The following is a 23,705-nucleotide window of genomic DNA, read 5'->3' as shown; positions in this document are numbered from 1 at the left end:
CTGCTCTTAAATTTTCTTAATCGCTTTCATTGTAGCATATTTTCATTAATTTTGAAAGAGGCTACCTAGAAAACGATGAAATACTTTTCAAGGTATTGTTTTAAGGATTTCAGAATGGTATAGCGAAATTGTGGGATTAAAAAAAGACCAAAGCATTGCTTGGTCTGGAAAGCTAATTTATCATCATTTTTTGGCTTTTTCAAGCGCTGGAATGATAGTTGCTGTCAAAATCGCAGAAATGATTAACTCGGCAATGGAATTTGCTGATAAAATCACAGCCAGAAGTGCTTTGATATCTCCTTGATATACATTTGCAAAGAGAAAGAAGATACCGCCCAAGACGAAGATGGTGTTAGTGGCAGAACCAACGGAACCTGCTAGAATCAAGCCAGCCTTATTTTTCATTGCTTTATATACGAAATAAGGAGTAATACCGATGAGAATGCGAGGCACCATGGCAACAAGAAGCGAAGAGAGGCTTCCATTTGGCACAAAAGGGCTAAAGAGATAGCTAGTTGGTAATAGAACTAAGGTATTAGTGATAACACTGATACATCCCATGAGCCCACCTAGAACAGCTCCTACCTTGGGTCCGTAGAGTATACTAGCAATAATAACCGGTATGTGAATAATGGTTGGTTTAATCGGTACTGGAAGTAAGTTAAAAATGACTGAGCTGAGCAGGTGCAGTACCAACATAATGGCAAAGAAAATAGCAATTTGAGCAATTTTAGACTGTTTTTTCATAAATAAGTTCCTTTACTGTATCAATAATTGTATCAACTTCAGCTAGAGCACCTGTCCCCTGATCACCACAGGCTAAAACAGCTTCGCGCGGCTGGATAATTTTCCATCCAAAACGCTGCAGGCGCTCCAAATTCTGCTGGGTTAGTGGATTTTCAAACATCTTAGTGTTCATAGCTGGAGCTAAAACTTTTTTCGTATGAGGCTGCAGAGCCAGGGCAGTAGCTGTCACCATATTATCAGCTAAACCGTTGGCTAATTTAGCGATGGTATTGGCTGTTGCAGGCGCAAGTAGAAAGAGGTCAGATTCTTTAGCGATGTCAATGTGATTGACCTTGCTAGGGTTAGGTTCTTGCATAATATCAATTGCAACTGGTCTTTGTGACAAGACTTGCAGGGTCAGCGGTGTGATAAATTCTGTTGCTGCATTTGTCATGAGGACACCAACTTCAAAGTTTTCTTTCTTTAGACGGCTAGTGATGTCAGCAGCCTTGTAAGCTGATATGCTGCCGCTGACGGCTAAGGTAATCTGAGTCATCTTAATCCTCCTTATGGACTATGGATATGCAGGTAGAGGAGCTGAGCAATTTCTTCTTTGGATTGAGCTTGAGTTACAGTCTCTTTTCTGACAAGGTAAGCTATATGCTCTTGGTTAGAAATCTCTGTCAAATCATTGGCAACAATGATTTCTGCCTGATTTTTTATGAGACTAGCTCGTGCGGTCTTGAGTAACTCTTCCTTAGTAACATTGACCAAGAGTTTGAATCCAATCAAGCGAATGGCTGGATTCCATTTTTTTATCAAACTGATGATTTTTGGTGTCTTTTTGAGAAAAAGAACTTGAATATCATCCTGAGAAGAAATCTTGCTTTCTGAGTTAGTTTTATTCAGAAATTCAGTCATATCAGGGCTAGCAGCTACAGCTTCCAAACCAGTCATATAGACGGGGGTGTAGTCTGAGACAGCCATTGCATGAATCAGTACATCATGTGTGTGAACGAGCGGCTCCAAGATTTCAAGCAGTTCTGCAACGTTTTCAATCTGGACAATGGTAAGATTGGGATGAGCTGCCGGGCGGACGGCTTTAGGAGTCGTTACCAGAGTCACCTGATCGCCCTTGTCTAGGAAAGTTTCAGCTATGATTTTCCCAAGTCGGCCCGTCGAATGATTGGTAATAGAGCGGACACGGTCGATTTTCTCGCTGGTTCCGCCAGAAGTAATCAATATGTTCATAGCACTATTTTACAAGAAAAAAGAAATTTAGTAAAATAATTCTAATTGCAGAGTGTCACAGCGGAAAATAATTCTCTAAAATCTTATATTTCAGAGGAAAGGAATTTTCTAACTTTCCTTTTTCCCGAACATTAAAAACTATTTAAAGCTTAATCATGTAGATTTTGCTCTTTTTTGTTATAATCTTTATATTAATTGATAGAGGAGTTCTTGATGAAAACAGATATTGAAATTGCTCAAAGTGTTGAATTGCAGCCTATTGTTGATGTGGTGAAAAAAGTCGGTATCGACTATGACGACTTGGAACTATATGGTAAGTATAAGGCCAAGCTCAGCTTTGATAAGATTCGTGAGGTTGAAAAAAATCCTGTTGGAAAACTGATTTTGGTAACAGCAATCAATCCCACACCTGCCGGAGAAGGTAAGTCTACCATTACCATTGGACTAGCTGACGCGCTCAACAAAATTGGCAAGAAAACTATGATTGCCATTCGCGAACCATCTCTGGGTCCTGTGATGGGGATTAAAGGAGGAGCAGCTGGCGGCGGTCACGCGCAGGTCCTACCAATGGAAGATATCAACTTGCATTTTACTGGAGACATGCACGCAATTACGACAGCTAACAACGCCCTGTCAGCTCTTATTGATAATCATTTACATCAAGGAAATGCCCTGGGAATCGATCAGCGCCGCATTATCTGGAAGCGGGTTGTTGACCTGAATGACCGAGCTCTGCGCCATGTGACTGTTGGCTTAGGAAGTCCAGTTAACGGTATTCCACGCGAAGATGGTTTTGATATTACGGTTGCTTCTGAAATTATGGCGATTCTTTGCCTAGCCACTGATATTGAAGATTTGAAAAAGCGCTTGGCTAACATTGTCATCGGTTATCGCTATGACCGTACACCAGTCTATGTCCGTGATCTTGAAGTCGAAGGTGCCTTGGCTTTGGTATTGAAAGATGCGATTAAGCCAAATCTAGTTCAGACTATTTACGGGACACCAGCTTTTGTTCATGGCGGACCGTTTGCCAATATCGCTCATGGCTGTAACTCGGTTTTGGCGACTAGCACTGCGCTGCGCTTGGCTGATTATACAGTGACTGAGGCAGGGTTTGGTGCGGACCTTGGAGCTGAAAAATTCTTGGACATTAAAACTCCAAACTTACCAACTTCTCCAGATGCAGTAGTGATTGTCGCAACCTTACGCGCCCTCAAGATGAATGGTGGTGTGGCCAAGGATGCACTTACAGAAGAGAATGTTGAAGCGGTCAGAGCTGGCTTTGCTAATCTCAAACGTCACGTTGAAAATATCCGCAAGTTCGGTATTCCAGTGGTAGTAGCCATCAATGAATTTGTCTCTGACACGGCTGCTGAAATCGCAGCCTTGAAGGAACTTTGTGCAGAAATCGGGGTACCGGTTGAGCTTGCTAGTGTTTGGGCTGATGGCGCCGAAGGTGGTGTGTCTCTGGCTGAGACTGTAGTCAAAACCATTGACGAAGAGCCTGCTCATTACACTCGCCTCTATGACAATGACCTCTCTATTGAAGAAAAAATAGAGAAAATTGTCACAGAAATCTATCGTGGTTCAAAGGTGAACTTTGAGAAAAAAGCGCAGACTCAGATTCGAGAAATTGTCAAAAACGGCTGGGATAAGCTGCCAATCTGTATGGCCAAAACACAGTATAGCTTCTCTGACAATCCTGCAGCTCTAGGTGCGCCAGAAAACTTTGAAATTACCATTCGTGAATTGGTACCAAAACTTGGAGCAGGCTTTATCGTGGCTTTGACAGGAGATGTCATGACCATGCCAGGATTGCCAAAACGTCCTGCAGCACTTAATATGGATGTTGCAGCAGACGGCACAGCGATTGGTCTATTTTGATCTTGGTTTAAAAGGCTCTTTACGAGTCTTTTTTTGGTATAATAGTGAAAATAATGAGAATAGAATATGGAGTCAATATGAACATTAGATTAGCAAGACCATCAGACGCTGCAACCTTGCTTGCTATTTATGCGCCTTATGTGGAAAATACAGCCATTACTTTTGAATATGAAGTCCCGACCATTGAGGATTTTGCAACTAGGATTGAGAAAACGTTGGAAAGATATCCTTATCTGGTAGCGGAAGAAGATGGTTTAATTTTAGGCTATGCCTATGCTTCGACTTATTATGCGCGTGCAGCCTATGATTGGGCGGTAGAATTGTCCGTCTATGTCAGTCAAGATGCTAGAGGAAAAGGAGTCGGCAGCAAGCTTTATGATGAGCTTGAAGACCTGTTAGATCAAATGGGATATATGCATTTTCTAGCCTGTATTTCTCTGCCAAATGAAGCCAGCCTGGCTTTGCATCAAAAAAGAGGCTACCAGCAAGTAGCGCATTTCCCTAAAATCGGCTATAAATTCGAGCGTTGGCATGACATTGTTTGGCTGCAGAAATCCTTGGACAAGCAAGCTGGACCAATTAAACTTTTAAAAGAAATGGAGTGGAAATGATGAAAAAGAAACATTTATTAATAACTCTTCTAAGCATTACCCTTTTGGCCTTGACGGGTTGTCAGTCCGTTGAAAATTGGTTTAAAAATGCCAAGGAGGAATGGTTGGGGTTGGAGATGACGGTTCGCACCTATGATGAGAATTCCCAACTCATAGACCAGATGTCGGGCAAGTCACTATCCATCTCGCGTAACGAGGAGTTTGATTCAGTTGATGCGGAAGGAATTTCCAAGGAAGATTCATCTGTGCTAAAAATCACCTTGGGTAAGTATGAGCTTGACCATGTGGGCTCTTCCTTGATTGCAGAAGAAAAAGGCTTGAAAGATGTGTTTACCCAGTATCAAAAGACTGCAGATGTTGAGGAGAACAGTCATTCTGTCCCTGTTTTAAATCGCATGATTTCAGCCTTTAAAAACGACTTTACTGGAAAGAAAAAGGTCATTTTGATTCGCTCTCAAAACGGCACTCCGTTGGCTGCCTATGCTGGCGATCGTGTCTCTCTTGATAAATCTGATGCTCCCAAAACTTCTGAGTTGCTGATTGACGGCAAGCGCCTCGTGATTTACCGCTGCGACTACACTATTTATGACCGTGAATTGCTGGAGTAAGTTATGGATGTAGAAGAATTACTTGAAAATCTGAAAGCAGTAGCTAACCCTGACGATGCGGGAGCTATGAAAGCCTATATGAAAAATAAATTTGAGTTTCTAGGAGTCAAGACTCCAGCCAGACGGAAGCTCGCAAAGGCTTTTTTCAAACAGCAGACTGACTCCGTCGTTGACTGGAATTTTATAAATGAAGCTTGGAATAATCTTTATCGAGAACTACAGTATGCCGCGCTAGATTATCTGGAAAGTCGCAAGAAACTATTGACTCCATCTGACTTGCCACGTTTGAAAAAGCTGGCTCAAACAAAATCTTGGTGGGATACCATTGACTTTTTGGACCGCTTGGTTGGATCAATCATTGCTCGATTTCCAGAAACCAAAGAGATTATTTTAGCTTGGAGTTGTGATGAGGATATCTGGCTGAGGCGCTTGGCTATCAATCATCAGCTGCTGCGAAAAGAGGAAACAGACACAGAGTTGCTAGAGAACATTTTAGTCAATAATCTAGGCCAAACAGAATTCTTTATTAACAAGGCCATCGGCTGGGCGCTGAGAGATTATTCCAAAACCAATCCAGATTGGGTCAAGGATTTTATAGAACGGTATCGGGTCGGAATGGCTGCCCTTAGTATTCGAGAGGGAAGTAAGTATTTATGAAACATATTTATTTAAAATATCTGGAAGAGAAGGATTTCTCAGTTTGGCTGGAAGGATTTTCCAATAGACTACCTTCCCAATCGCCATTTGATGATGGGCTTTTAGATATGACAATTTGTACAGAAAGTTGGTTTGCGGATTTGGTGGCTAAGCACCGTGATTTTCGAGAGAAAGACCAACAGTATATTTGGGGAATTTATGACGCAAAAAGCGGAAAACATGTTGGTATGGTTAATTTATTTGTGCTAGCTAGAGACAATTTCCAATGGGCGGAAATAGGTTATACGATACATAATCAATTTTGGCGTCAGGGCTACGCCAGAGCTATGTTAGAAGAACTCAAGAAAGTCAGTCGCGAACTAGGATTTCATCGTTTAGAAGCACATGTTGATCTACAGAATATCCCTTCACAAAAATTACTGGAGCAAGCTGATTTCTATCTTGAAGGAGTGCGGAAACAATTCCAAAAAGAAGGTCAGGAGTGGAAGGATAGACAAGTTTTTGTTTATATTTTAGATTAAATACCTTGACAAAACGGAAAAAGATAAGGTAAACTATGTTTCGTGCGATGAGTCGATATGCAGATTTTCTGCAAATTGAAGCATGGGAGGTCATAACGCAGGAGCGGACCTTGATCAGTTGTGTGAACCTGCTGATCACATGAAAGTGCCCTTATCCCCAGTCTACGGATTGGGGATTTTTCTATGTCACTTATAGAGGCAAGACCGTTAGTCGAAGCCGAGTATAGAGACATTGATACTGAGACGGTCGACGTCGTGAGTGCTATTGCTCTTGATGAAACAACTTCGCAGAAGGCAGTTGAGTCGTAGAGCAATGGATGCAGTTTTGTTCGTGAGAACAAAATCTGTAAACCTTGAAACTTCTCTTAGAGAGGAAAGAAGGTTAGTTGAAGCCGAGCTTAGAGACATTGATACTGAGACGGTCGAAGTCGTGAGTGCTATTGCTCTTGATGAAATGAGTCCGCAGGAGGAAGTTGAGTCATAGAGCAGTGGATACAGTTTTGTTCGTGAGAACAAAAACTGTAAACCTTGAAAGTTCTCATAGAGAGGCATGAGTGTTAGTGTGTTTTATCAAAATATCGCACTTATATTCTTCAGAAATATTTGCATTTTTCCCTAAAAATAGTATAATACTAACAATAAAAATTTTTTGAAAATTCAGAGAGGTTATCGCATGGGATATACAGTTGCTGTAGTAGGTGCCACTGGTGCCGTTGGATCTCAAATGATTAAAATGCTGGAAGAATCTAGCCTTCCAATTGATAAAATACGCTATCTGGCGTCTGCTCGTTCAGCTGGTAAAGTTCTCCAGTTCAAGGGACAAGATATTACTATCGAAGAGACGACTGAGACGGCTTTTGAAGGTGTAGATATTGCTCTCTTCTCAGCTGGTGGTTCTACCTCAGCAAAATTTGCTCCTTACGCAGTCAAAGCTGGAGCAGTAGTGGTCGATAACACCTCTTATTTCCGTCAAAATCCTGATGTTCCTCTAGTTGTTCCAGAAGTCAACGCCCATGCCTTAGATCAGCACAAGGGAATTATCGCCTGCCCTAACTGCTCGACAATTCAGATGATGGTGGCTTTAGAGCCTGTTCGTCAAAAATGGGGTCTGGAGCGCATCATTGTGTCTACCTATCAAGCAGTTTCTGGTGCAGGTATGGGAGCCATTCTTGAAACCCAAGCTCAATTACGTTCTGTTCTCAATGATGGTGTAAATCCTAAGGACGCGGAAGCCAATATCCTGCCATGTGGTGGTGATAAGAAGCATTATCCTATTGCCTTTAATGCCTTACCTCAGATTGATGTCTTTACAGATAACGACTACACTTATGAAGAGATGAAGATGACTAAGGAAACTAAGAAAATCATGGAAGATGATTCTATTGCTGTTTCTGCGACTTGTGTCCGTCTTCCTATCTTGTCTGCTCACTCAGAGTCTGTCTACATCGAGACTAAGGAAGTTGCACCTATTGTTCAGGTAAAATCAGCAATCGCAGCTTTCCCAGGTGCTGTTCTGGAAGATGATGTAGCTCATCAGGTTTATCCACAAGCAATCAATGCGGTTGGTAAGAAAGAAACCTTTGTTGGCCGGATTCGTAAAGATCTTGATGCAGAAAAAGGAATCCATATGTGGGTTGTTTCAGACAATCTTCTTAAAGGCGCAGCTTGGAATTCTGTCCAAATTGCAGAGACACTGCATGAGCGTGGTTTAGTTCGTCCGACAGCAGAAATTGTTTTTGAATTAAAATAAAGTGACCAAGGAAACTTGACAGCACAGGGTTGAATAATCGTTCTTTCAACCCTCTTTTCGTATAAAGAGAGGTAAGTTTATGGCATATGCGGATCTGAAAAACTGTAAAATCATCACAGCTTTTATTACTCCTTTTCATGAAGATGGTTCCATCAATTTTGAAGCTATCCCAGACTTGATTGAGCACCTTTTGGCGCATCATACAGATGGGATTTTGTTAGCTGGAACAACTGCTGAAAGTCCAACCCTGACTCACGATGAAGAGTTGGAGCTGTTTGCGGCAGTTCAAAAGGTTGTCAAGGGGCGTGTTCCTTTGATTGCGGGTGTCGGTACCAACGAAACGCGCGATTCTATCGAATTCGTCAAAGAAGTAAATGAATTTGGTGGCTTTGCAGCTGGTCTGGCAATTGTTCCCTATTACAATAAACCTTCTCAGGAAGGGATGTATCAGCACTTTAAAGCCATTGCGGATGCTTCAAACCTGCCTATCATTATCTACAATATACCTGGCCGGGTTGTTGTTGAGATGACACCTGAGACTATGCTGAGGTTGGCTGAACATCCAAATATTATCGGTGTTAAAGAATGTACCAGTCTGGCGAATATGGCCTATCTGATTGAGCATCGTCCAGAGGAGTTTCTGATTTATACTGGTGAGGATGGCGATGCCTTTCATGCTATGAATCTGGGAGCTGATGGAGTTATTTCAGTTGCTTCTCACACAAATGGTGATGAAATGTTTGAAATGCTGGATGCTATTGAACACAATGATATCAAAAAAGCAGCAGCTATCCAACGGAAATTCATTCCTAAAGTCAATGCCCTTTTCTCTTACCCAAGCCCTGCCCCTGTCAAGGCAGTCCTTAATTACTTAGGTTTTGCAGCCGGCCCAACCCGCTTACCACTTGTGCCTGCACCTGAAGAAGATGCCAAACGTATTATTAAGGTCGTGGTTGATGGTGACTATCAAGCGACCAAAGAGACGGTTAAAGGTGTCCTGAGACCGGATTATTGATTGATAGCAGCAGTTTTAGGATTGACATAGATAAAAATAATAAAGAAAGAATTGAAAATTGTGACAGAAAAACATAGTGAACGAATTGAGGAGTATAAGGATAAGCATAGACTGGAAAAACTTGAGGGCAAAAAAGTTTATGATAAGCCAGTTATCCGAACTGGTGATAAGGCAGGTTGCTATGGTTCAGGATTGATTTTACTTGGATCTGTTTTAGGAATTATTTATTTACTTCTTATACTGATAACGGATTGGGATTTGAAACTTTTCTCTTTCATCTGGGAAACACTTGCTGCGTTAGGGATAGTTTTCAGTCTTTTTGGAGCTTTTAAAATCGGTCAGTTGGAGCTGCATAGTTTATCAATGGTAGCTGACAAAGAGAAAAATTTTGAAATTGATAAAGCTTTCAATCTCTATAACATCATTCACAAACCAACAAAGAAAATTTTACTTCAATATGATAGTGAGGATGATAGTTTAATTTCTCTGAATGCTGGGGGAGAGTTATTAGTTGAGCTATTAAAGAGAGTTGAAGAAGAAAAATTGTCCTTTAAGGCTATTAACAAAACATTGAGTTTAGAAGAAGTGTCTGAAAATCACTGGAAAATGCACTATCGTTATAAAAGACAGGACATAACATTAGAGAAATCTGATACATAATGTTTGGCTTGCTAAGTTAGTCGTATTGACTTAAACTGAAAAGTGAATTCGGAATCTGATAGTTGTATGAAGAACATTGGAAAAGGATTGTCCAGAGCGGTCCTTTTTTATATGGTCTTTTAAGGATAAAAAAATGGAAGCATCCTTTGAAAAATATTGGAAAAAATTATATAATGTTAAGGTATGGTCTGACTTTGTGATTTCTTTTTGAGCAGACTATAGACAACTGGACTGGCAGCAGTCATGTTAGAGACTTACATTAGATTAGAAATATATAATATAAAAGGAGTTTTTTATGCAAGTTATTAAACGGAGTGGTGAGGTTGTAGAATTTGACCCAGATAAAATTTATCAAGCAGTTTTAAAGGCAGCTCAGACTGTCTATGTGTTGACAGATGATTTGCGTCAGAATTTAGCGCAGGTTACAAAGAAAGTGGTTCTGGATTTGGAAGAAGCTAAGGTTGAACGTGCGACAATCAGCATGATTCAGTCCATGGTTGAAAGCCGCCTCTTGGGTGCAGGTTATATTACTATTGCAGAGCATTATATTTCTTATCGCTTGCAGCGCGATTTAGAGCGAAACGGCTATGGAGATCATATAGCTGTGCATCTGCATTTTGAGCAAGTGAGATAAAATCAGAAAGCCCGTTAGGGCTTTTTTTTGCTCTTGAGGTAGAGAGTATCACTTTAGGATTCATCCGCTTAAATCCCAGAAATATGTTAAAATAGTTAAAGAAATAAAATTTTATCAATGATATTCGTTGAAAGGATAAATTATGGCAACGATTCAATGGTTTCCGGGGCATATGTCCAAGGCACGGAGACAGGTACAGGAAAACATTAAGTTTGTTGATTTTGTGACGATATTGGTTGATGCGAGACTTCCTTTATCCAGTCAAAATCCTATGCTGACTAAGATTGTGGGGGATAAGCCCAAGCTTTTGATTTTAAACAAGGCTGATTTAGCTGACCCAGTTCGTATTAAGGAATGGCAGAGTTATTTTGAAAGTCAGGGGATTCCGACTTTATCTATTAATTCCAAAGAGCAATCTGCTGTTAAAAAAGTTACAGACGCAGCTAAGAAGCTTATGGCTGATAAATTGGCGCGTCAGAAAGAAAGAGGAATTCGCATCGAAACCCTGCGTACCATGATAATCGGTATTCCCAATGCTGGCAAATCAACCCTCATGAATCGATTGGCTGGTAAGAAAATTGCCGTTGTAGGGAATAAGCCAGGTGTGACCAAGGGGCAGCAATGGCTCAAGTCAAATAAAGACTTGGAAATCTTGGATACACCAGGGATTCTCTGGCCTAAGTTTGAAGATGAGATGGTTGCTCTCAAGCTTGCCCTGACTGGTGCTATTAAGGATAATCTGCTGCCTATGGATGAGGTGACGATTTTCGGCCTTAATTATTTTAAGGAGCATTATCCTGAGGAGCTGACAGCACGCTTCAAGCAGCTGGATCTAAGCCAGGAAGCGCCTGACATGATTATGGATATGACCCAAAAACTCGGCTTCCGCGATGACTACGATCGTTTTTACAGCCTTTTCGTCAAAGATGTTCGCGATGGCAAGTTAGGCCGTTATTGTCTGGATATGGTTGGTGAACTAGATGGCAACGATTAAAGAAATCCAGCAACGTTTAGAGTTAGTGACTGATTTGGCTGATCCTTTTCTGGCAGAAGCGGCGAATGATTTGCGCAGCGGAGTTCAAAAGGCGATTGAAAAGCGTAAAAGAGCCATTCAGGCGGAGTTGGACGAGGATTTGCGTCTGGAGCAGATGCTACGGTATGAAAAAGAACTTTATCAAGCCGGCTATCAGACGATTGCTGGGATTGATGAAGTCGGCCGCGGTCCTCTAGCTGGACCAGTTGTCGCTGCAGCAGTTATCTTACCTCCAGGATGTAAGATTAATGGCCTTAACGACAGCAAGAAGATACCCAAGAAAAAGCATCAAGATATCTATCAAGCAGTCATGGATAAAGCCTTGGCAGTCGGTATTGGCCTGATGAACAGCGAGATTATTGATCAAGTCAATATCTACGAAGCGACTAAGCTGGCTATGAAAGAGGCTTTGTCTAAGCTTCGTCTCAAGTCAGATTATCTGCTGATTGATGCCATGAAACTGGATGTTGATATTCCGCAAGAGTCCATCATCAAAGGTGATGCTAATTCTCTGTCTATCGCAGCGGCCAGTATTGTTGCTAAGGTCACTCGGGATAAGCTGATGACAGACTATGACAAGGAATTTCCTGGCTATGATTTTGCGCAAAATGCGGGTTATGGCACTAAGAGCCATTTGCAGGGCTTGGAGCGACACGGCGTAACCCCTATTCATCGCAAGACATTTGAACCCGTAAAATCCATGTGTGAATAGGCACGAAGAGGTGAGGGATGCTTATCAGTAAAATCTTAAACAATGATGTGGTGATTTCTGAAGAAAACCAAGAAGAAGTTATTCTCATGGGGCGAGGACTAGCCTTTGGTAGAAAAGTTGGCCAGGAGATTCCAGATGAGCTGATTGAGAAAAAGTATGTCTTGTCAGAAAATAGACGCCAGCTTCTGATGGAGTTGCCAGCAGAGGTCATGGAAATGTCGGATAAGATTATTTCTTTCGCAAGGGAGAAACTGCAGAAGAAGCTCAAAGACACTGCTTTTCTGACGATGGCAGATCATATCCACGGAGTCTTGCTGCGCTTGGAAGATGATATTTATCTCAAGAATTTCCTCATGTGGGATATTAAACGCTTTTTTCCTATCGAGTTTGAGGTTGGTCAGTATGCAAAACAGCTTTTGAGCGCTTATGTCAGTAAGGAACTTCCAGATGATGAAGCAGCATTTATGGCGCTGACCTTGGTCAATGCAGAGTTGGAAAATGGCGATGGAACTGCGCGTGATTTGACTATGATGATGGAGGAAATCATGACCATTGTCAAGTACAGTTTGGAAATTTCTTTAGATGAAGAAGATATCTACCTAGAGCGCTTTATGACCCATCTAAAATTTTTCTGTGAGAGAGTTCTGACTGATAATGGACACCGTGACTTGGAGGACAATAAGATGTTTAACTTACTTAAATGTAAGTACCCTTGGCTTATGAGACAACTAGGAAGATTGCTGAATTTTTAAAGCAAACCAGAAATTACCAAACATCAGAGGATGAACAACTTTACCTGACTATTCATTTGTCACGCATGAAAAGGAGGATGCTATGCGAAGCGAATACGAAAAAATGATTGCTGGAGAGATTTACCGACCACAAGACGAAGATTTAAGAAAAATTAGAGCCCGATCCAAAGAATTTCAATATCGTTTTAACCAAGAGCAAGACAGCGACAAGAGAAGTGCTATTATCAAAGAATGGTTTGGCAGCACAGGGGAGAATCTTGCTATGAAGCCAGATTTGGTTTGCGACTACGGAATTAACATTCATTTAGGAGAAAATTTTTTTTCTAACTGGAACCTGACTATGCTGGACGTTTGCCCGATTCGCATCGGAGACAATGCTATGCTAGGTCCTAATTGCCAGTTTCTGACACCTCTTCATCCGCTTGATCCAGTGGAAAGAAATTCCGGTATTGAGTACGGAGCACCAATCACTATTGGTGATAATTTCTGGGCTGGCGGAGGTGTGACGATTCTGCCAGGCGTGACACTAGGGGATAATGTCGTGGTTGGTGCCGGAGCGGTTGTGACCAAGTCTTTTGGTGACAATGTAGTCTTGGCTGGTAATCCAGCACGAATTATTAAGGAAATCCCTGTTCATAAAGAATAAAAGATGGGTTAAAGGCAATAGTCAAGAAAACCAGCTATTGACAACATCAAATTCAATAAAATCGTAAAGAAGGAACTGTATCGCAGTTCTTTTTTTGAATTTTTTTACGAATAAGAAAGTGAGGTGAAAAAATGAATAATTTTGAGATTTATAAAATGAAAAAAGCTGGCTTGACCAATCATCAGGTTTTAAATGTTTTGAGATACGCTGAGAGTAGAGATGGCAAGCTTTCTCTCCGAGATAAGGCTGTCGTATCTGAGTGCCGTAATCCTGCTCTCTTTATAGAGAAATACAAGAGGCTTGATTTACCAGCTTTGAAGGAAGAGTTTGAACTTTTCCCGTCCTTTTCTATCTTAGATGATATTTACCCTTGGGATTTATGCGAGATTTACGATGCACCGACCTTGTTATTTTATCAGGGAAATCTAAATCTACTAGAATTGCCCAAGGCTGCGGTCGTTGGCAGTCGAGACAGCAGCAAGCAAGGAAATGCCTCCGTACAAAAGATTGTCAAGGAGCTAAATAATGAATTGGTTATCGTCAGCGGCCTCGCTCGTGGAATAGATACAGCGGCTCATATGGCTGCCCTGCAAAACGGGGGGCAGACCATTGCTGTCATCGGAACAGGATTAGATGTCTTTTATCCCAAGGCCAACAAAAAACTACAAGCTTACATTGGCAAAAACCATTTATTGCTGACAGAGTATGGTCCAGGTGAACAGCCCTTGAAATTTCATTTTCCAGAGCGGAATCGGATCATAGCTGGTCTCTGTCGAGGCGTCATTGTAGCAGAAGCCAAGATGCGCTCAGGCAGTCTGATTACCTGTGAGCGAGCAATGGAAGAAGGGCGGGATGTCTTTGCTATTCCGGGGTCAATTTTAGATGGAAAATCTGACGGCTGCCATCATTTGATTCAAGAGGGCGCAAAGTGCATCACATCAGGCTCTGACGTTCTTTCTGAATTTGATTTTTAAAACAAGTTTTCCTATAAGAAAAGTTAGCAGTTGACATCTATCAAAAAATAGTTTAAACTCTATGAGATTTATTTCTTATAGAAGGTGTCTAAATTGGTTACAAAAACAAAGAAGAAGTCTACGACCAAGAAAAATCTTGTCATCGTAGAGTCGCCTGCTAAGGCAAAAACAATAGAAAAATATCTGGGACGAAACTACAAGGTTCTGGCCAGTGTCGGGCATATTCGTGATCTGAAAAAGTCTACTATGTCCATTGATTTTGAGAACAACTATGAGCCACAATACATCAATATTCGTGGTAAAGGTCCGTTGATTAATGACTTGAAAAAAGAAGCCAAGAAAGCTAAGCAAGTTTTTCTGGCAAGTGACCCGGACCGCGAAGGAGAAGCTATTTCTTGGCATCTGGCTCACATTCTGAATCTGGATGAGAAAGAAAAAAACCGCGTCGTCTTTAATGAAATCACCAAAGATGCAGTCAAGAATGCATTTAAAGAGCCCCGCCAGATTGATATGGATCTGGTCGATGCCCAGCAGGCTCGTCGAGTTTTGGACCGCTTGGTTGGTTATTCCATTTCTCCTATTCTTTGGAAGAAAGTCAAAAAGGGCTTATCAGCTGGTCGGGTGCAGTCTGTCGCGCTCAAGCTGATTATCGACCGGGAAAATGAAATCAACGCCTTCAAACCAGAAGAATATTGGACAATTGACGGAACCTTCAAGAAAGGAACCCGTCAGTTCCAGGCCAGCTTTTACGGCATGAATGGTAAAAAGATGAAGCTGACCAACAACGACGAGGTCAAAGAAGTCCTGTCTTACCTCAAGGGTGATGACTTTACAGTCGACAGTGTCGAAAAGAAAGAGCGTCGACGCAATGCTCCGCTGCCCTACACGACTTCCTCTATGCAGCAAGATGCAGCTAATAAGATTAATTTTCGTACTCGCAAGACCATGATGGTGGCTCAGCAGCTCTATGAGGGGATTAATATCGGTTCTGGCGTACAAGGTCTGATTACGTATATGCGTACCGACTCGACTCGTATCAGTCCAGTAGCGCAGAATGAAGCAGCAAGCTTTATCACGGATAAATTTGGCGCCAAATATTCCAAACATGGCAGCAAGGCTAAGAACGCTTCTGGCGCTCAAGATGCCCACGAGGCCATTCGTCCTTCCAGCGTTTTCAACACACCAGAAAGCATCGCAAAGTATCTGGATAAGGATCAACTTAAGCTCTATACGCTAATCTGGAACCGCTTTGTAGCTAGTCAAATGACAGCAGCAGTCTTCGATACTATGAATGTCAAGCTGGGGCAAAATGGTGTCCAATTTGCTGCCAATGGCAGTCAGGTCAAGTTTGATGGCTATCTGGCTATTTACAACGACTCTGACAAGAATAAAATGCTGCCGGACATGGAAAAGGGTGATACCGTCAAATGTGTTAATACCAATCCAGAACAGCACTTTACCCAGCCACCTGCACGTTATTCTGAAGCGACTCTCATCAAGACTTTAGAAGAAAATGGTGTTGGTCGGCCATCTACCTATGCTCCGACCATTGAGACTATTCAGAAACGTTATTACGTTAAGCTGGTTTCCAAGCGCTTTGAGCCCACGGAACTAGGGGAGATTGTTAATGCTCTGATTGTCGAATTCTTCCCAGGCATCGTAAATGTGAAATTTACAGCAGAAATGGAAGCAAAACTGGATGATGTAGAAGTCGGAAAAGAACAGTGGCAGAAGGTCATTGACGAATTTTATCGACCTTTTGAAAAGGAAGTCGCTAAAGCCGAGACCGAAATGGAGAAAATCAAAATCAAGGATGAACCGGCTGGTTTTGATTGTGAGGTCTGTGGCAGTCCCATGGTCATCAAGTTGGGGAGATTTGGCAAGTTCTATGCCTGCAGCAATTTCCCAGATTGTCGTCACACTCAGGCTATTGTCAAGGAAATCGGCGTGACCTGTCCACAGTGCCAAAAAGGTCAAGTTATCGAGCGTAAAACTAAGCGAAATCGCATTTTTTATGGATGTGATCGTTATCCAGACTGTGATTTCACATCTTGGGACAAGCCGGTTGGACGTAACTGTCCAAAATGTGACCATTATCTGATTGAAAAGAAAGTTCGTGGTGGCGGCAAGCAAGTGGTCTGCAGCAATGGCGATTATGAAGAAGAAAAAGTGAAGTAGATAATTTTACATAATTTATATTACGTAAAATATTTTCTCCTGAAGAAGAGGTGCAGTTTTATGACAGATAAATTTGCAGAATTCCTAAAAATCGCGTCCCAACTGAATAAGATAGGAATTGTTCCACTGCTGATGGGCTCCTTGGGGCTGGAGCAGGTTACTGGTCAGGACTGGCAGGCGCGGGATATTGATATTCATGTTCATGGTGATGAACGTGGCTGGGAAGCAACAGATGAAGAGCGCATTTATGATATGGATAAGATTGAACCAATGATGGAGCGCTTGGGCTATCGCTTACTCGATTTGCACGAGCATGAATTTCAAAAAGAAGATCTATCTATTGAGTTTGGAGTCATGGAAACCTTGGAGGCATTTTCAGGTGTACCAATAGCGGAGCTTTCTCGAAAAGAAGTTGAAGTTGTCCAGTTTCTACTGCCAACTGCAGAGCAATTTTTAGCTATCTACCGTGCTTCTTCCCAAGATTCTTATCGAAATGAAAATAACAATCATAAGGATTTTGCTAAGATTGCTTATTTGGAAAAAATGACAAATGATGGATAGACGGGAATCCTCCTGTCTGTCTTTTTTACTATCTTTTTGTTATAATGGTCAGAGTGAAAATCTAGAAATATCCAAGGGAGAGTATCATGTCATCATCCTATATCAATGTTATCGGTGCTGGTCTGGCTGGTAGTGAAGCAGCTTACCAGATTGCTAAGCGAGGAATCCCAGTCAAACTCTATGAAATGCGGGGTGTCAAATCAACTCCGCAACACAAAACATCGGACTTTGCAGAACTGGTCTGCTCCAACTCTCTGCGAGGCGATGCGCTGACCAATGCAGTCGGTCTGCTCAAGGAAGAAATGCGACGGTTGGACTCGGTCATCTTAAAGTCAGCAGAGGCAACTCGGGTGCCAGCAGGTGGTGCTCTAGCGGTTGATAGAGAAGGCTTTTCGCAGCTGGTGACGGATCTAGTGACTAACCATCCATTGATTGAGGTCATTCGCGAAGAAATCACTGAAATTCCTGAAGATGCCATCACAGTCATTGCGACAGGGCCCTTGACCAGCGATACTTTGGCTGAAAAAATCCACGCGCTCAATGGAGGCGACGGTTTTTATTTCTACGACGCAGCAGCGCCAATTATTGATGTCAATACCATTGATATGACTAAGGTCTATCTCAAATCCCGCTATGATAAGGGGGAAGCAGCTTACCTTAATGCTCCCATGACCAAGCAAGAATTTATGGATTTCCATGATGCTTTGGTCAATGCCGAAGAAGCACCGCTTAATTCCTTTGAAAAAGAAAAATACTTTGAAGGCTGCATGCCTATTGAAGTTATGGCCAAGCGAGGCATTAAAACCATGCTTTATGGTCCGATGAAGCCGGTTGGGTTAGAATATCCAGATGACTATCAAGGTCCTCGCGACGGAGACTTTAAGACGCCATATGCTGTGGTGCAACTCCGGCAGGATAATGCAGCAGGTAGTCTTTACAATATCGTTGGCTTCCAAACTCATCTCAAGTGGGGCGAGCAAAAGCGGGTCTTTCAAATGATTCCTGGCCTTGAGAATGCAGAATTTGTCCGCTACGGAGTCATGCACCGAAACTCTTATATGGACTCTCCAAATCTGCTTGAACAGACTTTCCGCTCTAAGAAACAGCCAAATCTTTTCTTTGCGGGTCAAATGACTGGAGTTGAAGGCTATGTTGAGTCAGCGGCTTCTGGTCTGGTTGCTGGTATCAACGCTGCTCGACTCTTCAAAGGAGAAGAAGCACTTGTTTTTCCAGAAACAACAGCTATCGGAAGCCTGCCACATTATGTTACCCATGCTGACAGCAAGCATTTCCAACCCATGAATGTCAATTTTGGCATTATCAAAGAACTGGACGGCCCTCGGATTCGTGATAAGAAGGAGCGCTATGAGAAAATTGCTGAGCGCGCCCTTCAGGATTTACAGCCTTATTTGGATAAATAATCTATTTTCTATCATTATCTAATAAAAATCATTAAAAAGTTAGGAATTTCCTAACTTTTTTGCTTAATTTGTGATATAATAAATAAAAATTTTGAAAATAGAAAGTTTTCTGAAAATGAATAAATCCTATTTTTACCTTGAAATGAAGACACATGAGTTGGTCGTTCCTTATACTAAGCAAAAACGCCGTGTCCGCGTCTTGCTTCCAAAGAACTATAGCCAGGATACAAACAAGACCTATCCAGTCGTTTATTTTCACGACGGCCAAAATGTTCTCTATAGCAAGGAGTCTTTCAGCGGCCATTCGTGGAAAGTCATTCCGACAATCAAGCGTAATCCTGATATTGAGAAAATGATTGTTGTGGCTATTGACAACGATGGCCAACGGCGGATGAATGAATACTCAGCTTGGAAGTTCCAAGAGTCTAATATTCCTGGCATTCAGTTTGGCGGCAAGGGAACGGAGTATGCGGAGTTTGTCATGGAAGTCGTCAAGCCTTTTATCGACCAGCATTATCGGACCAAGTCAGATCGACTGCATACGGCCATGATTGGCTCTTCTCTTGGGGGAAATATCAGCCAGTTTATCGGCGTTGAATACCAAGATCAGATTGGTTGTCTGGGCATCTTTTCATCAGCAAATTGGCTGCATCAGGAAGCCTTTGACCGTTATATTGAGAGAAAAAAACTTCAGGCTGACCAGCGAGTTTTCATTTATGTTGGGACGGAAGAGGCTGATGATACAGATAAGACATTGATGGCTGGCAACATCAAGCAGGCCTATATTGATTCATCGCTCAGCTATTTCCGACAGTTACTTGTATCTGGGGTCGATTTGGCAAATATTCAGATTAAGATCCAGTCTGGAGCTATTCACAACGAAATCGCTTGGGCAGAGCACTTGCCGGACTGTTTCCGTTTTATCAGCGAGAAATGGTAATCTAGTCAAACAGTGAGAAAGAGGTAGAAACTATGCATGTAGAATTTTTAAGTCATTGGAGCGGCAATCTAGGTCGTGAAATGTATGTCAATCGCTATGGTCATGCCGGGCTCCCAATTATAGTCTTCGCATCATCAGGTGGCAGCCACAATGAGTATGCTGACTTCGGTATGATTGAGGCATGCGCTGGCTTTATCGAGGCCGGCAAGATCCAATTTTTCACTCTCAGCAGCGTTGATAGCGAGAGTTGGCTGGCTGACTGGAAGCATCCTCACGACCGAGCGGAAATGCATCGTGCCTATGAGCGTTATGTCATCGAGGAAGCTATTCCTTTCGTCAAGCATAAGACAGGCTGGTTTGACCCTATGATGACGACAGGCTGCTCTATGGGCGCTTATCATGCCCTTAATTTCTTCCTGCAGCATCCAGATGTTTTTAATAAAGTGATTGCCCTTAGTGGTGTCTATGATGCGCGTTTCTTTGTTGGTGACAATTTGAACGACGAAGTCATTTATCAAAACTCTCCAGCTGACTATATCTGGAATCAAAATGATGGCTGGTTTATTGACCGCTATCGACAGGCTGATATTATCGTTTGTACTGGCTTGGGCGATTGGGAGCAGGACGGTCTGCCTTCCTTCTACACGCTGAAAGAAGCTTTTGAGCATAAGAATATTCCAGCTTGGTTTGCTGAATGGGGCCATGATGTTTCCCATGACTGGATTTGGTGGCGTAAGCAAATGCCATATTTCCTCAATGAACTCAATCTTTAAAGGAGGTTTCCTATGAATTATATTGTTATTTCTCCCTACTATCCGCAAAATTTTCAGCAGTTTACCGTGGAACTGGCTAACAAAGGAATCACTGTTCTGGGAATCGGTCAGGAGCCTTATGACCAGCTAGACCAGCCTTTAAAGGATTCATTGACTGAATATTTCAGAGTAGAAAATCTTGAAAATCTTGACGAAGTAAAAAGAGCAGTTGCCTTTCTCTTCTACAAGCATGGACCTATTGATCGGATTGAGTCTCATAACGAATACTGGCTTGAACTGGACGCTGAGTTGCGTGAGCAATTTAATGTCTTTGGAGCAAAACCAAAAGATTTGAAAAAGACCAAGTTCAAATCAGAGATGAAGAAACTCTTTAAAAAAGCAGGTGTTCCAGTCGTTCCAGGTCAGATTGTCAACACAGAAGCTGGGGCAGATTTAGCTGTCAAGAAACTTGGTCTGCCTTTGATTGCCAAGCCTGATAATGGAGTAGGAGCAGCTGCGACCTTTAAATTGGAAACAGCAGAAGATGTTGAACGATTCAAGCAAGAATGGGATCACCAGACAGCTTATTTCTTTGAAAAGTTTGTCCAGTCTGGCGAAATCTGTACTTTTGACGGTTTGGTAGATAAGGACGGTCAGATCGTCTTTTCGACCACCTTTGACTATGCTCATACACCGCTGGATTTGATGATCTATAAGATGGATAATTCCTACTACGTCCTCAAGGATATGGATCCAAAACTGCGTGCTTATGGAGAAGCGATTGTCAAAACCTTCGGCATGAAAGAACGCTTTTTCCATATTGAGTTCTTCCGCGAAGGTGATGATTATGTAGCCATTGAGTACAATAACCGTCCAGCTGGCGGCTTTACCATTGATGTCTATAATTTCGCCCACTCAATCGATCTTTACAGAGGCTATGCAGCGATTGTAGCAGGAGAGCCTTTCCCAGCAGCACACATGGAGCCACTGTATTGTCTGGCAACCTCACGCCGTGCATCAACGAACTATGCTTACCCTGAGGCTGACTTGCTGGAGAAATACAGAGATAATTTCAAGGTTAAAAAAGACATGCCAGCCGCTTTTGCAGAGCTGCAAGGTGATTACCTCTATATGCTGACAACACCAAGTCGTGAGCAAATGGAGCAGATGATTGCAGATTTTGCTAAACAGGCGGATTAATCAGAAGCATGCTCTGCTATTATTTTCATATAACAGTTTCAAAATAGTGAAAACTACTCTAGCACAAAAAGTTTGTGAAATTTCTATTTTGGTATCGAAAACCAGTTTATCCAATGGATTGACTGGTTTTTCTTTGTGAAATGCAAGTGAGCAAAAGTTTTGACAGTGCTTACAGCTTTAGATAGAATTAAATAGAAGAATTATGCTTAGAAAGGCAAAAAAATGGCAACTTTAGATAAAAATCTTTTGTTAGAGATGTTCCGTAAGATGGAAGAAATCCGTCGCATGGACTTAAAAATTGCTCAACTTGTAAAAAAAGGAAAGGTTCCTGGGATGACTCACTTCTCGGTAGGTGAGGAAGCAGCCAATGTCGGTGCTATGCTGGCCTTAAATGAGGATGATTTGCTGACTTCTAATCACCGGGGACACGGTCAAGCTATCGCCAAAGGAATCAACCTCAACGAAATGATGGCTGAAATCCTTGGTAAATACACTGGAACCTGTAAAGGAAAAGGCGGCTCTATGCACATTGCGGATCTAGATGCTGGAAATCTTGGTGCTAATGGTATCGTAGGTGGTGGCATGGGAATTGCTGTCGGAGCAGCTCTGACCCAGCAAATGCAGAAGACAGGTAAGATTGTTGTCTGTTTCTTTGGTGACGGTGCTACCAACGAAGGCGTCTTCCACGAAGCTGTCAACATGGCTTCCATCTGGAATCTACCCGTAATTTTCTATTGTATCAATAACGGCTATGGTATTTCTGCTGACATCAAGAAAATGACCAATGTAGAGCACATCCACGAGCGCAGCGCAGCTTATGGCATTCCAGGTATGTTCATCGAAGATGGTAATAATGTTCTGGATGTCTATGAAGGCTTCCAAAAGGCTGTAGAGCATGTTCGCAGTGGTAAAGGACCTGTCTTGATTGAGAGTGTGACTTATCGTTGGTTGGGACACTCTTCTTCCGACCCAGGTAAATACCGTACTCGTGAAGAAGTGGAAGAATGGAAGAAAAAAGATCCAATCGAAAATCTTCGTAAATACTTGCTGGAAAACAAGATTGCAAGCGAGGAAGAGCTGGAAGCTATCCAAGCTGGAGTCAAAGAAGCAGTAGAAGCATCTGTGAAGTTTGCAGAAGAAAGCCCATTCCCACCGCTTGAATCTGCCTTTGAAGATATTTACGCAGACTAAAGAGAGGAGAAAAAGAAAATGGAAACTAAAACTATGTCTTTTCGTGATACCATCATCCTCGCTATGTCTGAGGAAATGCGTCGCGATGAAAATGTACTCTTGATGGGAGAAGATGTCGGAGTCTTTGGTGGAGATTTCGGAACATCTGTTGGTATGCTTGAAGAATTTGGTCCAGAGCGTGTACGTGACTGTCCGATTTCAGAAGCAGCTATTTCTGGAGCAGCAGCTGGAGCAGCTATGACAGGGCTGCGTCCAATCGTAGACATGACCTTTATGGACTTCTCTGTAATCGCCATGGATGCTATTGTTAACCAAGCCGCTAAAACGCGCTATATGTTTGGCGGAAAAGGACAAGTCCCAATGACTGTCCGCTGTGCAGCAGGTAATGGAGTTGGCTCTGCCGCTCAGCACTCGCAGTCTTTGGAATCTTGGTTTACCCACATTCCAGGACTTAAGGTAGTCGCTCCAGGAACTCCTGCTGATATGAAGGGGCTCCTTAAGGCTTCTATCCGAGACAACAACCCAGTCATTATCCTGGAATATAAGTCTGAATTTAACCAAAAAGGCGAAGTGCCACTAGATCCTGAGTATGTGATCCCACTCGGTGTTGGCGAAATCAAAAAAGAAGGTACCGATGTAACAGTTGTTACCTACGGAAAAATGCTTCGCCGTGTCATGCAGGCGGCTGAAGAATTAGCAGAAGAGGGTATCTCTGTAGAAGTGGTTGACCCACGTACATTGGTGCCACTTGATAAGGATATTATCATCAATTCTGTTAAGAAGACTGGAAAGGTCGTTTTGGTTAATGATGCTCACAAAACTAGCGGTTTCATTGGTGAAATTTCGGCGATTATTTCTGAGTCTGAAGCATTTGACTATCTAGATGCGCCAATCCGCCGTTGTGCAGGTGAAGATGTGCCAATGCCTTATGCACAAAACTTGGAAAATGCGATGATTCCGACCGTTGAAAGCATCAAAGACGCTATTCGGAAGACATATCACAAAGAATAAGGTATAATAAAGAAAAG

General features: G+C 42.3%; 26 protein-coding genes and 1 pseudogene. 24 read left to right on the top strand and 3 right to left on the bottom strand.

The window, feature by feature from the left end; genetic code table 11:
- Window positions 1-183: 183 nt before the first annotated feature.
- Genes PCY71_RS01775 through PCY71_RS01765 form a run of 3 tightly spaced genes read right to left on the bottom strand, consistent with a single transcriptional unit; the run spans window position 184 to window position 1,977 of the window.
- Window positions 184-747, bottom strand: coding sequence for an ECF transporter S component (locus PCY71_RS01775; protein WP_048773461.1), 564 nt, complete (start codon window positions 745-747; stop codon window positions 184-186).
- Complete coding sequence (coaC, locus tag PCY71_RS01770) at window positions 731-1,282, bottom strand: phosphopantothenoylcysteine decarboxylase (protein WP_048773458.1); 552 nt, start codon at window positions 1,280-1,282, stop codon at window positions 731-733. The genes PCY71_RS01775 and coaC overlap by 17 nt, the downstream gene beginning before the upstream one ends.
- A gap of 11 nt (window positions 1,283-1,293) precedes the next feature.
- Window positions 1,294-1,977 (bottom strand): phosphopantothenate--cysteine ligase, encoded by a 684-nt coding sequence (locus tag PCY71_RS01765; RefSeq protein WP_002909712.1) that lies wholly within the window; start codon window positions 1,975-1,977, stop codon window positions 1,294-1,296.
- 213 nt (window positions 1,978-2,190) lie between these two features.
- Between PCY71_RS01765 and PCY71_RS01760 the strand changes: the two genes are divergently transcribed.
- The 24 genes and pseudogenes from PCY71_RS01760 to PCY71_RS01645 all read left to right on the top strand — a co-directional run bounded on the left by PCY71_RS01760 (window position 2,191) and on the right by PCY71_RS01645 (window position 23,688).
- Window positions 2,191-3,861 carry a formate--tetrahydrofolate ligase gene (locus tag PCY71_RS01760; protein ID WP_002909714.1) on the top strand — a complete coding sequence of 557 codons (1,671 nt, stop codon included), beginning with the start codon at window positions 2,191-2,193 and terminating at the stop codon, window positions 3,859-3,861.
- 77 nt (window positions 3,862-3,938) lie between these two features.
- Window positions 3,939-4,472: a GNAT family N-acetyltransferase gene (locus PCY71_RS01755; protein ID WP_221761828.1), complete on the top strand. Its 534-nt coding sequence runs from the start codon at window positions 3,939-3,941 to the stop codon at window positions 4,470-4,472.
- A complete protein-coding gene (locus tag PCY71_RS01750; RefSeq protein WP_002909718.1) occupies window positions 4,469-5,080 on the top strand; it encodes a DUF5052 family protein in 612 nt (203 codons plus the stop codon). Before PCY71_RS01755 ends, PCY71_RS01750 begins: the two co-directional genes overlap by 4 nt.
- A gap of 3 nt (window positions 5,081-5,083) precedes the next feature.
- Window positions 5,084-5,737 carry a DNA alkylation repair protein gene (locus PCY71_RS01745; protein ID WP_048773456.1) on the top strand — a complete coding sequence of 218 codons (654 nt, stop codon included), beginning with the start codon at window positions 5,084-5,086 and terminating at the stop codon, window positions 5,735-5,737.
- Entirely contained in the window at window positions 5,734-6,258 is a 525-nt protein-coding gene (locus PCY71_RS01740; RefSeq protein ID WP_048773454.1) for a GNAT family protein, read from the top strand. The genes PCY71_RS01745 and PCY71_RS01740 overlap by 4 nt, the downstream gene beginning before the upstream one ends.
- A 183-nt stretch (window positions 6,259-6,441) precedes the next feature.
- Complete coding sequence (locus PCY71_RS01735) at window positions 6,442-6,567, top strand: hypothetical protein (RefSeq protein ID WP_275043516.1); 126 nt, start codon at window positions 6,442-6,444, stop codon at window positions 6,565-6,567.
- A complete protein-coding gene (locus PCY71_RS01730) occupies window positions 6,557-6,742 on the top strand; it encodes a hypothetical protein (protein ID WP_301412392.1) in 186 nt (61 codons plus the stop codon). Before PCY71_RS01735 ends, PCY71_RS01730 begins: the two co-directional genes overlap by 11 nt.
- 189 nt (window positions 6,743-6,931) lie before the next feature.
- Complete coding sequence (locus PCY71_RS01725; RefSeq protein WP_301412391.1) at window positions 6,932-8,008, top strand: aspartate-semialdehyde dehydrogenase; 1,077 nt, start codon at window positions 6,932-6,934, stop codon at window positions 8,006-8,008.
- Window positions 8,009-8,087: 79 nt separating this feature from the next.
- Entirely contained in the window at window positions 8,088-9,023 is a 936-nt protein-coding gene (gene dapA / locus PCY71_RS01720; protein WP_002900331.1) for a 4-hydroxy-tetrahydrodipicolinate synthase, read from the top strand.
- Window positions 9,024-9,083: 60 nt separating this feature from the next.
- The gene (locus tag PCY71_RS01715; RefSeq protein ID WP_002900332.1) at window positions 9,084-9,683 is read left to right on the top strand and encodes a hypothetical protein; all 600 of its coding nucleotides are present in this window, start codon (window positions 9,084-9,086) and stop codon (window positions 9,681-9,683) included.
- Window positions 9,684-9,978: 295 nt separating this feature from the next.
- On the top strand, window positions 9,979-10,317 hold the full coding sequence (locus tag PCY71_RS01710) for an ATP cone domain-containing protein (protein ID WP_002895476.1): 339 nt from the start codon (window positions 9,979-9,981) through the stop codon (window positions 10,315-10,317).
- A 142-nt stretch (window positions 10,318-10,459) separates the two neighbouring features.
- Complete coding sequence (gene ylqF, locus PCY71_RS01705) at window positions 10,460-11,311, top strand: ribosome biogenesis GTPase YlqF (protein WP_002919000.1); 852 nt, start codon at window positions 10,460-10,462, stop codon at window positions 11,309-11,311.
- Window positions 11,298-12,062, top strand: coding sequence for a ribonuclease HII (locus PCY71_RS01700; protein ID WP_002919001.1), 765 nt, complete (start codon window positions 11,298-11,300; stop codon window positions 12,060-12,062). Before ylqF ends, PCY71_RS01700 begins: the two co-directional genes overlap by 14 nt.
- A 17-nt stretch (window positions 12,063-12,079) precedes the next feature.
- Window positions 12,080-12,921: pseudogene (locus PCY71_RS01695) on the top strand (PRD domain-containing protein).
- A complete protein-coding gene (locus tag PCY71_RS01690; protein WP_002919003.1) occupies window positions 12,897-13,460 on the top strand; it encodes a sugar O-acetyltransferase in 564 nt (187 codons plus the stop codon). The pseudogene PCY71_RS01695 and the gene PCY71_RS01690 overlap by 25 nt, the downstream one beginning before the upstream one ends.
- Window positions 13,461-13,591: 131 nt before the next feature.
- Window positions 13,592-14,434, top strand: coding sequence for a DNA-processing protein DprA (dprA, locus tag PCY71_RS01685; protein WP_002919004.1), 843 nt, complete (start codon window positions 13,592-13,594; stop codon window positions 14,432-14,434).
- Between the two features lie 84 nt (window positions 14,435-14,518).
- On the top strand, window positions 14,519-16,612 hold the full coding sequence (gene topA, locus PCY71_RS01680) for a type I DNA topoisomerase (protein ID WP_075202693.1): 2,094 nt from the start codon (window positions 14,519-14,521) through the stop codon (window positions 16,610-16,612).
- A 60-nt stretch (window positions 16,613-16,672) separates the two neighbouring features.
- Window positions 16,673-17,173, top strand: a complete 501-nt coding sequence (locus PCY71_RS01675) for a hypothetical protein (RefSeq protein WP_002909730.1) — start codon at window positions 16,673-16,675, stop codon at window positions 17,171-17,173.
- 86 nt (window positions 17,174-17,259) lie between these two features.
- Window positions 17,260-18,594, top strand: a complete 1,335-nt coding sequence (gene trmFO / locus PCY71_RS01670) for a methylenetetrahydrofolate--tRNA-(uracil(54)-C(5))-methyltransferase (FADH(2)-oxidizing) TrmFO (protein WP_002909731.1) — start codon at window positions 17,260-17,262, stop codon at window positions 18,592-18,594.
- 115 nt (window positions 18,595-18,709) lie between these two features.
- A complete protein-coding gene (locus PCY71_RS01665; protein WP_002906563.1) occupies window positions 18,710-19,534 on the top strand; it encodes an alpha/beta hydrolase in 825 nt (274 codons plus the stop codon).
- 32 nt (window positions 19,535-19,566) lie between these two features.
- Complete coding sequence (locus PCY71_RS01660; protein WP_002909732.1) at window positions 19,567-20,307, top strand: alpha/beta hydrolase-fold protein; 741 nt, start codon at window positions 19,567-19,569, stop codon at window positions 20,305-20,307.
- Window positions 20,308-20,319: 12 nt separating this feature from the next.
- Window positions 20,320-21,486 (top strand): acetyl-CoA carboxylase biotin carboxylase subunit family protein, encoded by a 1,167-nt coding sequence (locus PCY71_RS01655; RefSeq protein ID WP_002909733.1) that lies wholly within the window; start codon window positions 20,320-20,322, stop codon window positions 21,484-21,486.
- Between the two features lie 222 nt (window positions 21,487-21,708).
- Complete coding sequence (locus tag PCY71_RS01650; protein ID WP_002897566.1) at window positions 21,709-22,677, top strand: thiamine pyrophosphate-dependent dehydrogenase E1 component subunit alpha; 969 nt, start codon at window positions 21,709-21,711, stop codon at window positions 22,675-22,677.
- A gap of 18 nt (window positions 22,678-22,695) precedes the next feature.
- Window positions 22,696-23,688, top strand: a complete 993-nt coding sequence (locus PCY71_RS01645) for an alpha-ketoacid dehydrogenase subunit beta (protein WP_002900354.1) — start codon at window positions 22,696-22,698, stop codon at window positions 23,686-23,688.
- Window positions 23,689-23,705: the final 17 nt, after the last annotated feature.

Source organism: Streptococcus sp. SN3, from assembly GCF_030439905.1.
The sequence above is the reverse complement of the archived record's forward strand: the minus strand, read 5'-3'. Positions and strand labels throughout refer to the sequence as shown.

What these genes read in the sequence shown, in the direction of transcription:
- ylqF (WP_002919000.1), top strand. Translation starts at nt 10,460, where the DNA reads ATGGCAACGATTCAATGGTTTCCGGGGCATATGTCCAAGGCACGGAGA.
- PCY71_RS01690 (WP_002919003.1), top strand. Translation starts at nt 12,897, where the DNA reads ATGCGAAGCGAATACGAAAAAATGATTGCTGGAGAGATTTACCGACCA.
- PCY71_RS01675 (WP_002909730.1), top strand. Translation starts at nt 16,673, where the DNA reads ATGACAGATAAATTTGCAGAATTCCTAAAAATCGCGTCCCAACTGAAT.
- coaC (WP_048773458.1), bottom strand. Translation starts at nt 1,282, where the DNA reads ATGACTCAGATTACCTTAGCCGTCAGCGGCAGCATATCAGCTTACAAG.
- PCY71_RS01655 (WP_002909733.1), top strand. Translation starts at nt 20,320, where the DNA reads ATGAATTATATTGTTATTTCTCCCTACTATCCGCAAAATTTTCAGCAG.
- PCY71_RS01745 (WP_048773456.1), top strand. Translation starts at nt 5,084, where the DNA reads ATGGATGTAGAAGAATTACTTGAAAATCTGAAAGCAGTAGCTAACCCT.
- PCY71_RS01750 (WP_002909718.1), top strand. Translation starts at nt 4,469, where the DNA reads ATGATGAAAAAGAAACATTTATTAATAACTCTTCTAAGCATTACCCTT.
- PCY71_RS01775 (WP_048773461.1), bottom strand. Translation starts at nt 747, where the DNA reads ATGAAAAAACAGTCTAAAATTGCTCAAATTGCTATTTTCTTTGCCATT.
- PCY71_RS01645 (WP_002900354.1), top strand. Translation starts at nt 22,696, where the DNA reads ATGGAAACTAAAACTATGTCTTTTCGTGATACCATCATCCTCGCTATG.
- PCY71_RS01650 (WP_002897566.1), top strand. Translation starts at nt 21,709, where the DNA reads ATGGCAACTTTAGATAAAAATCTTTTGTTAGAGATGTTCCGTAAGATG.
- PCY71_RS01725 (WP_301412391.1), top strand. Translation starts at nt 6,932, where the DNA reads ATGGGATATACAGTTGCTGTAGTAGGTGCCACTGGTGCCGTTGGATCT.
- PCY71_RS01665 (WP_002906563.1), top strand. Translation starts at nt 18,710, where the DNA reads ATGAATAAATCCTATTTTTACCTTGAAATGAAGACACATGAGTTGGTC.
- dprA (WP_002919004.1), top strand. Translation starts at nt 13,592, where the DNA reads ATGAATAATTTTGAGATTTATAAAATGAAAAAAGCTGGCTTGACCAAT.
- dapA (WP_002900331.1), top strand. Translation starts at nt 8,088, where the DNA reads ATGGCATATGCGGATCTGAAAAACTGTAAAATCATCACAGCTTTTATT.
- PCY71_RS01760 (WP_002909714.1), top strand. Translation starts at nt 2,191, where the DNA reads ATGAAAACAGATATTGAAATTGCTCAAAGTGTTGAATTGCAGCCTATT.
- PCY71_RS01735 (WP_275043516.1), top strand. Translation starts at nt 6,442, where the DNA reads ATGTCACTTATAGAGGCAAGACCGTTAGTCGAAGCCGAGTATAGAGAC.
- PCY71_RS01660 (WP_002909732.1), top strand. Translation starts at nt 19,567, where the DNA reads ATGCATGTAGAATTTTTAAGTCATTGGAGCGGCAATCTAGGTCGTGAA.
- PCY71_RS01700 (WP_002919001.1), top strand. Translation starts at nt 11,298, where the DNA reads ATGGCAACGATTAAAGAAATCCAGCAACGTTTAGAGTTAGTGACTGAT.
- PCY71_RS01755 (WP_221761828.1), top strand. Translation starts at nt 3,939, where the DNA reads ATGAACATTAGATTAGCAAGACCATCAGACGCTGCAACCTTGCTTGCT.
- PCY71_RS01765 (WP_002909712.1), bottom strand. Translation starts at nt 1,977, where the DNA reads ATGAACATATTGATTACTTCTGGCGGAACCAGCGAGAAAATCGACCGT.
- PCY71_RS01740 (WP_048773454.1), top strand. Translation starts at nt 5,734, where the DNA reads ATGAAACATATTTATTTAAAATATCTGGAAGAGAAGGATTTCTCAGTT.
- PCY71_RS01710 (WP_002895476.1), top strand. Translation starts at nt 9,979, where the DNA reads ATGCAAGTTATTAAACGGAGTGGTGAGGTTGTAGAATTTGACCCAGAT.
- trmFO (WP_002909731.1), top strand. Translation starts at nt 17,260, where the DNA reads ATGTCATCATCCTATATCAATGTTATCGGTGCTGGTCTGGCTGGTAGT.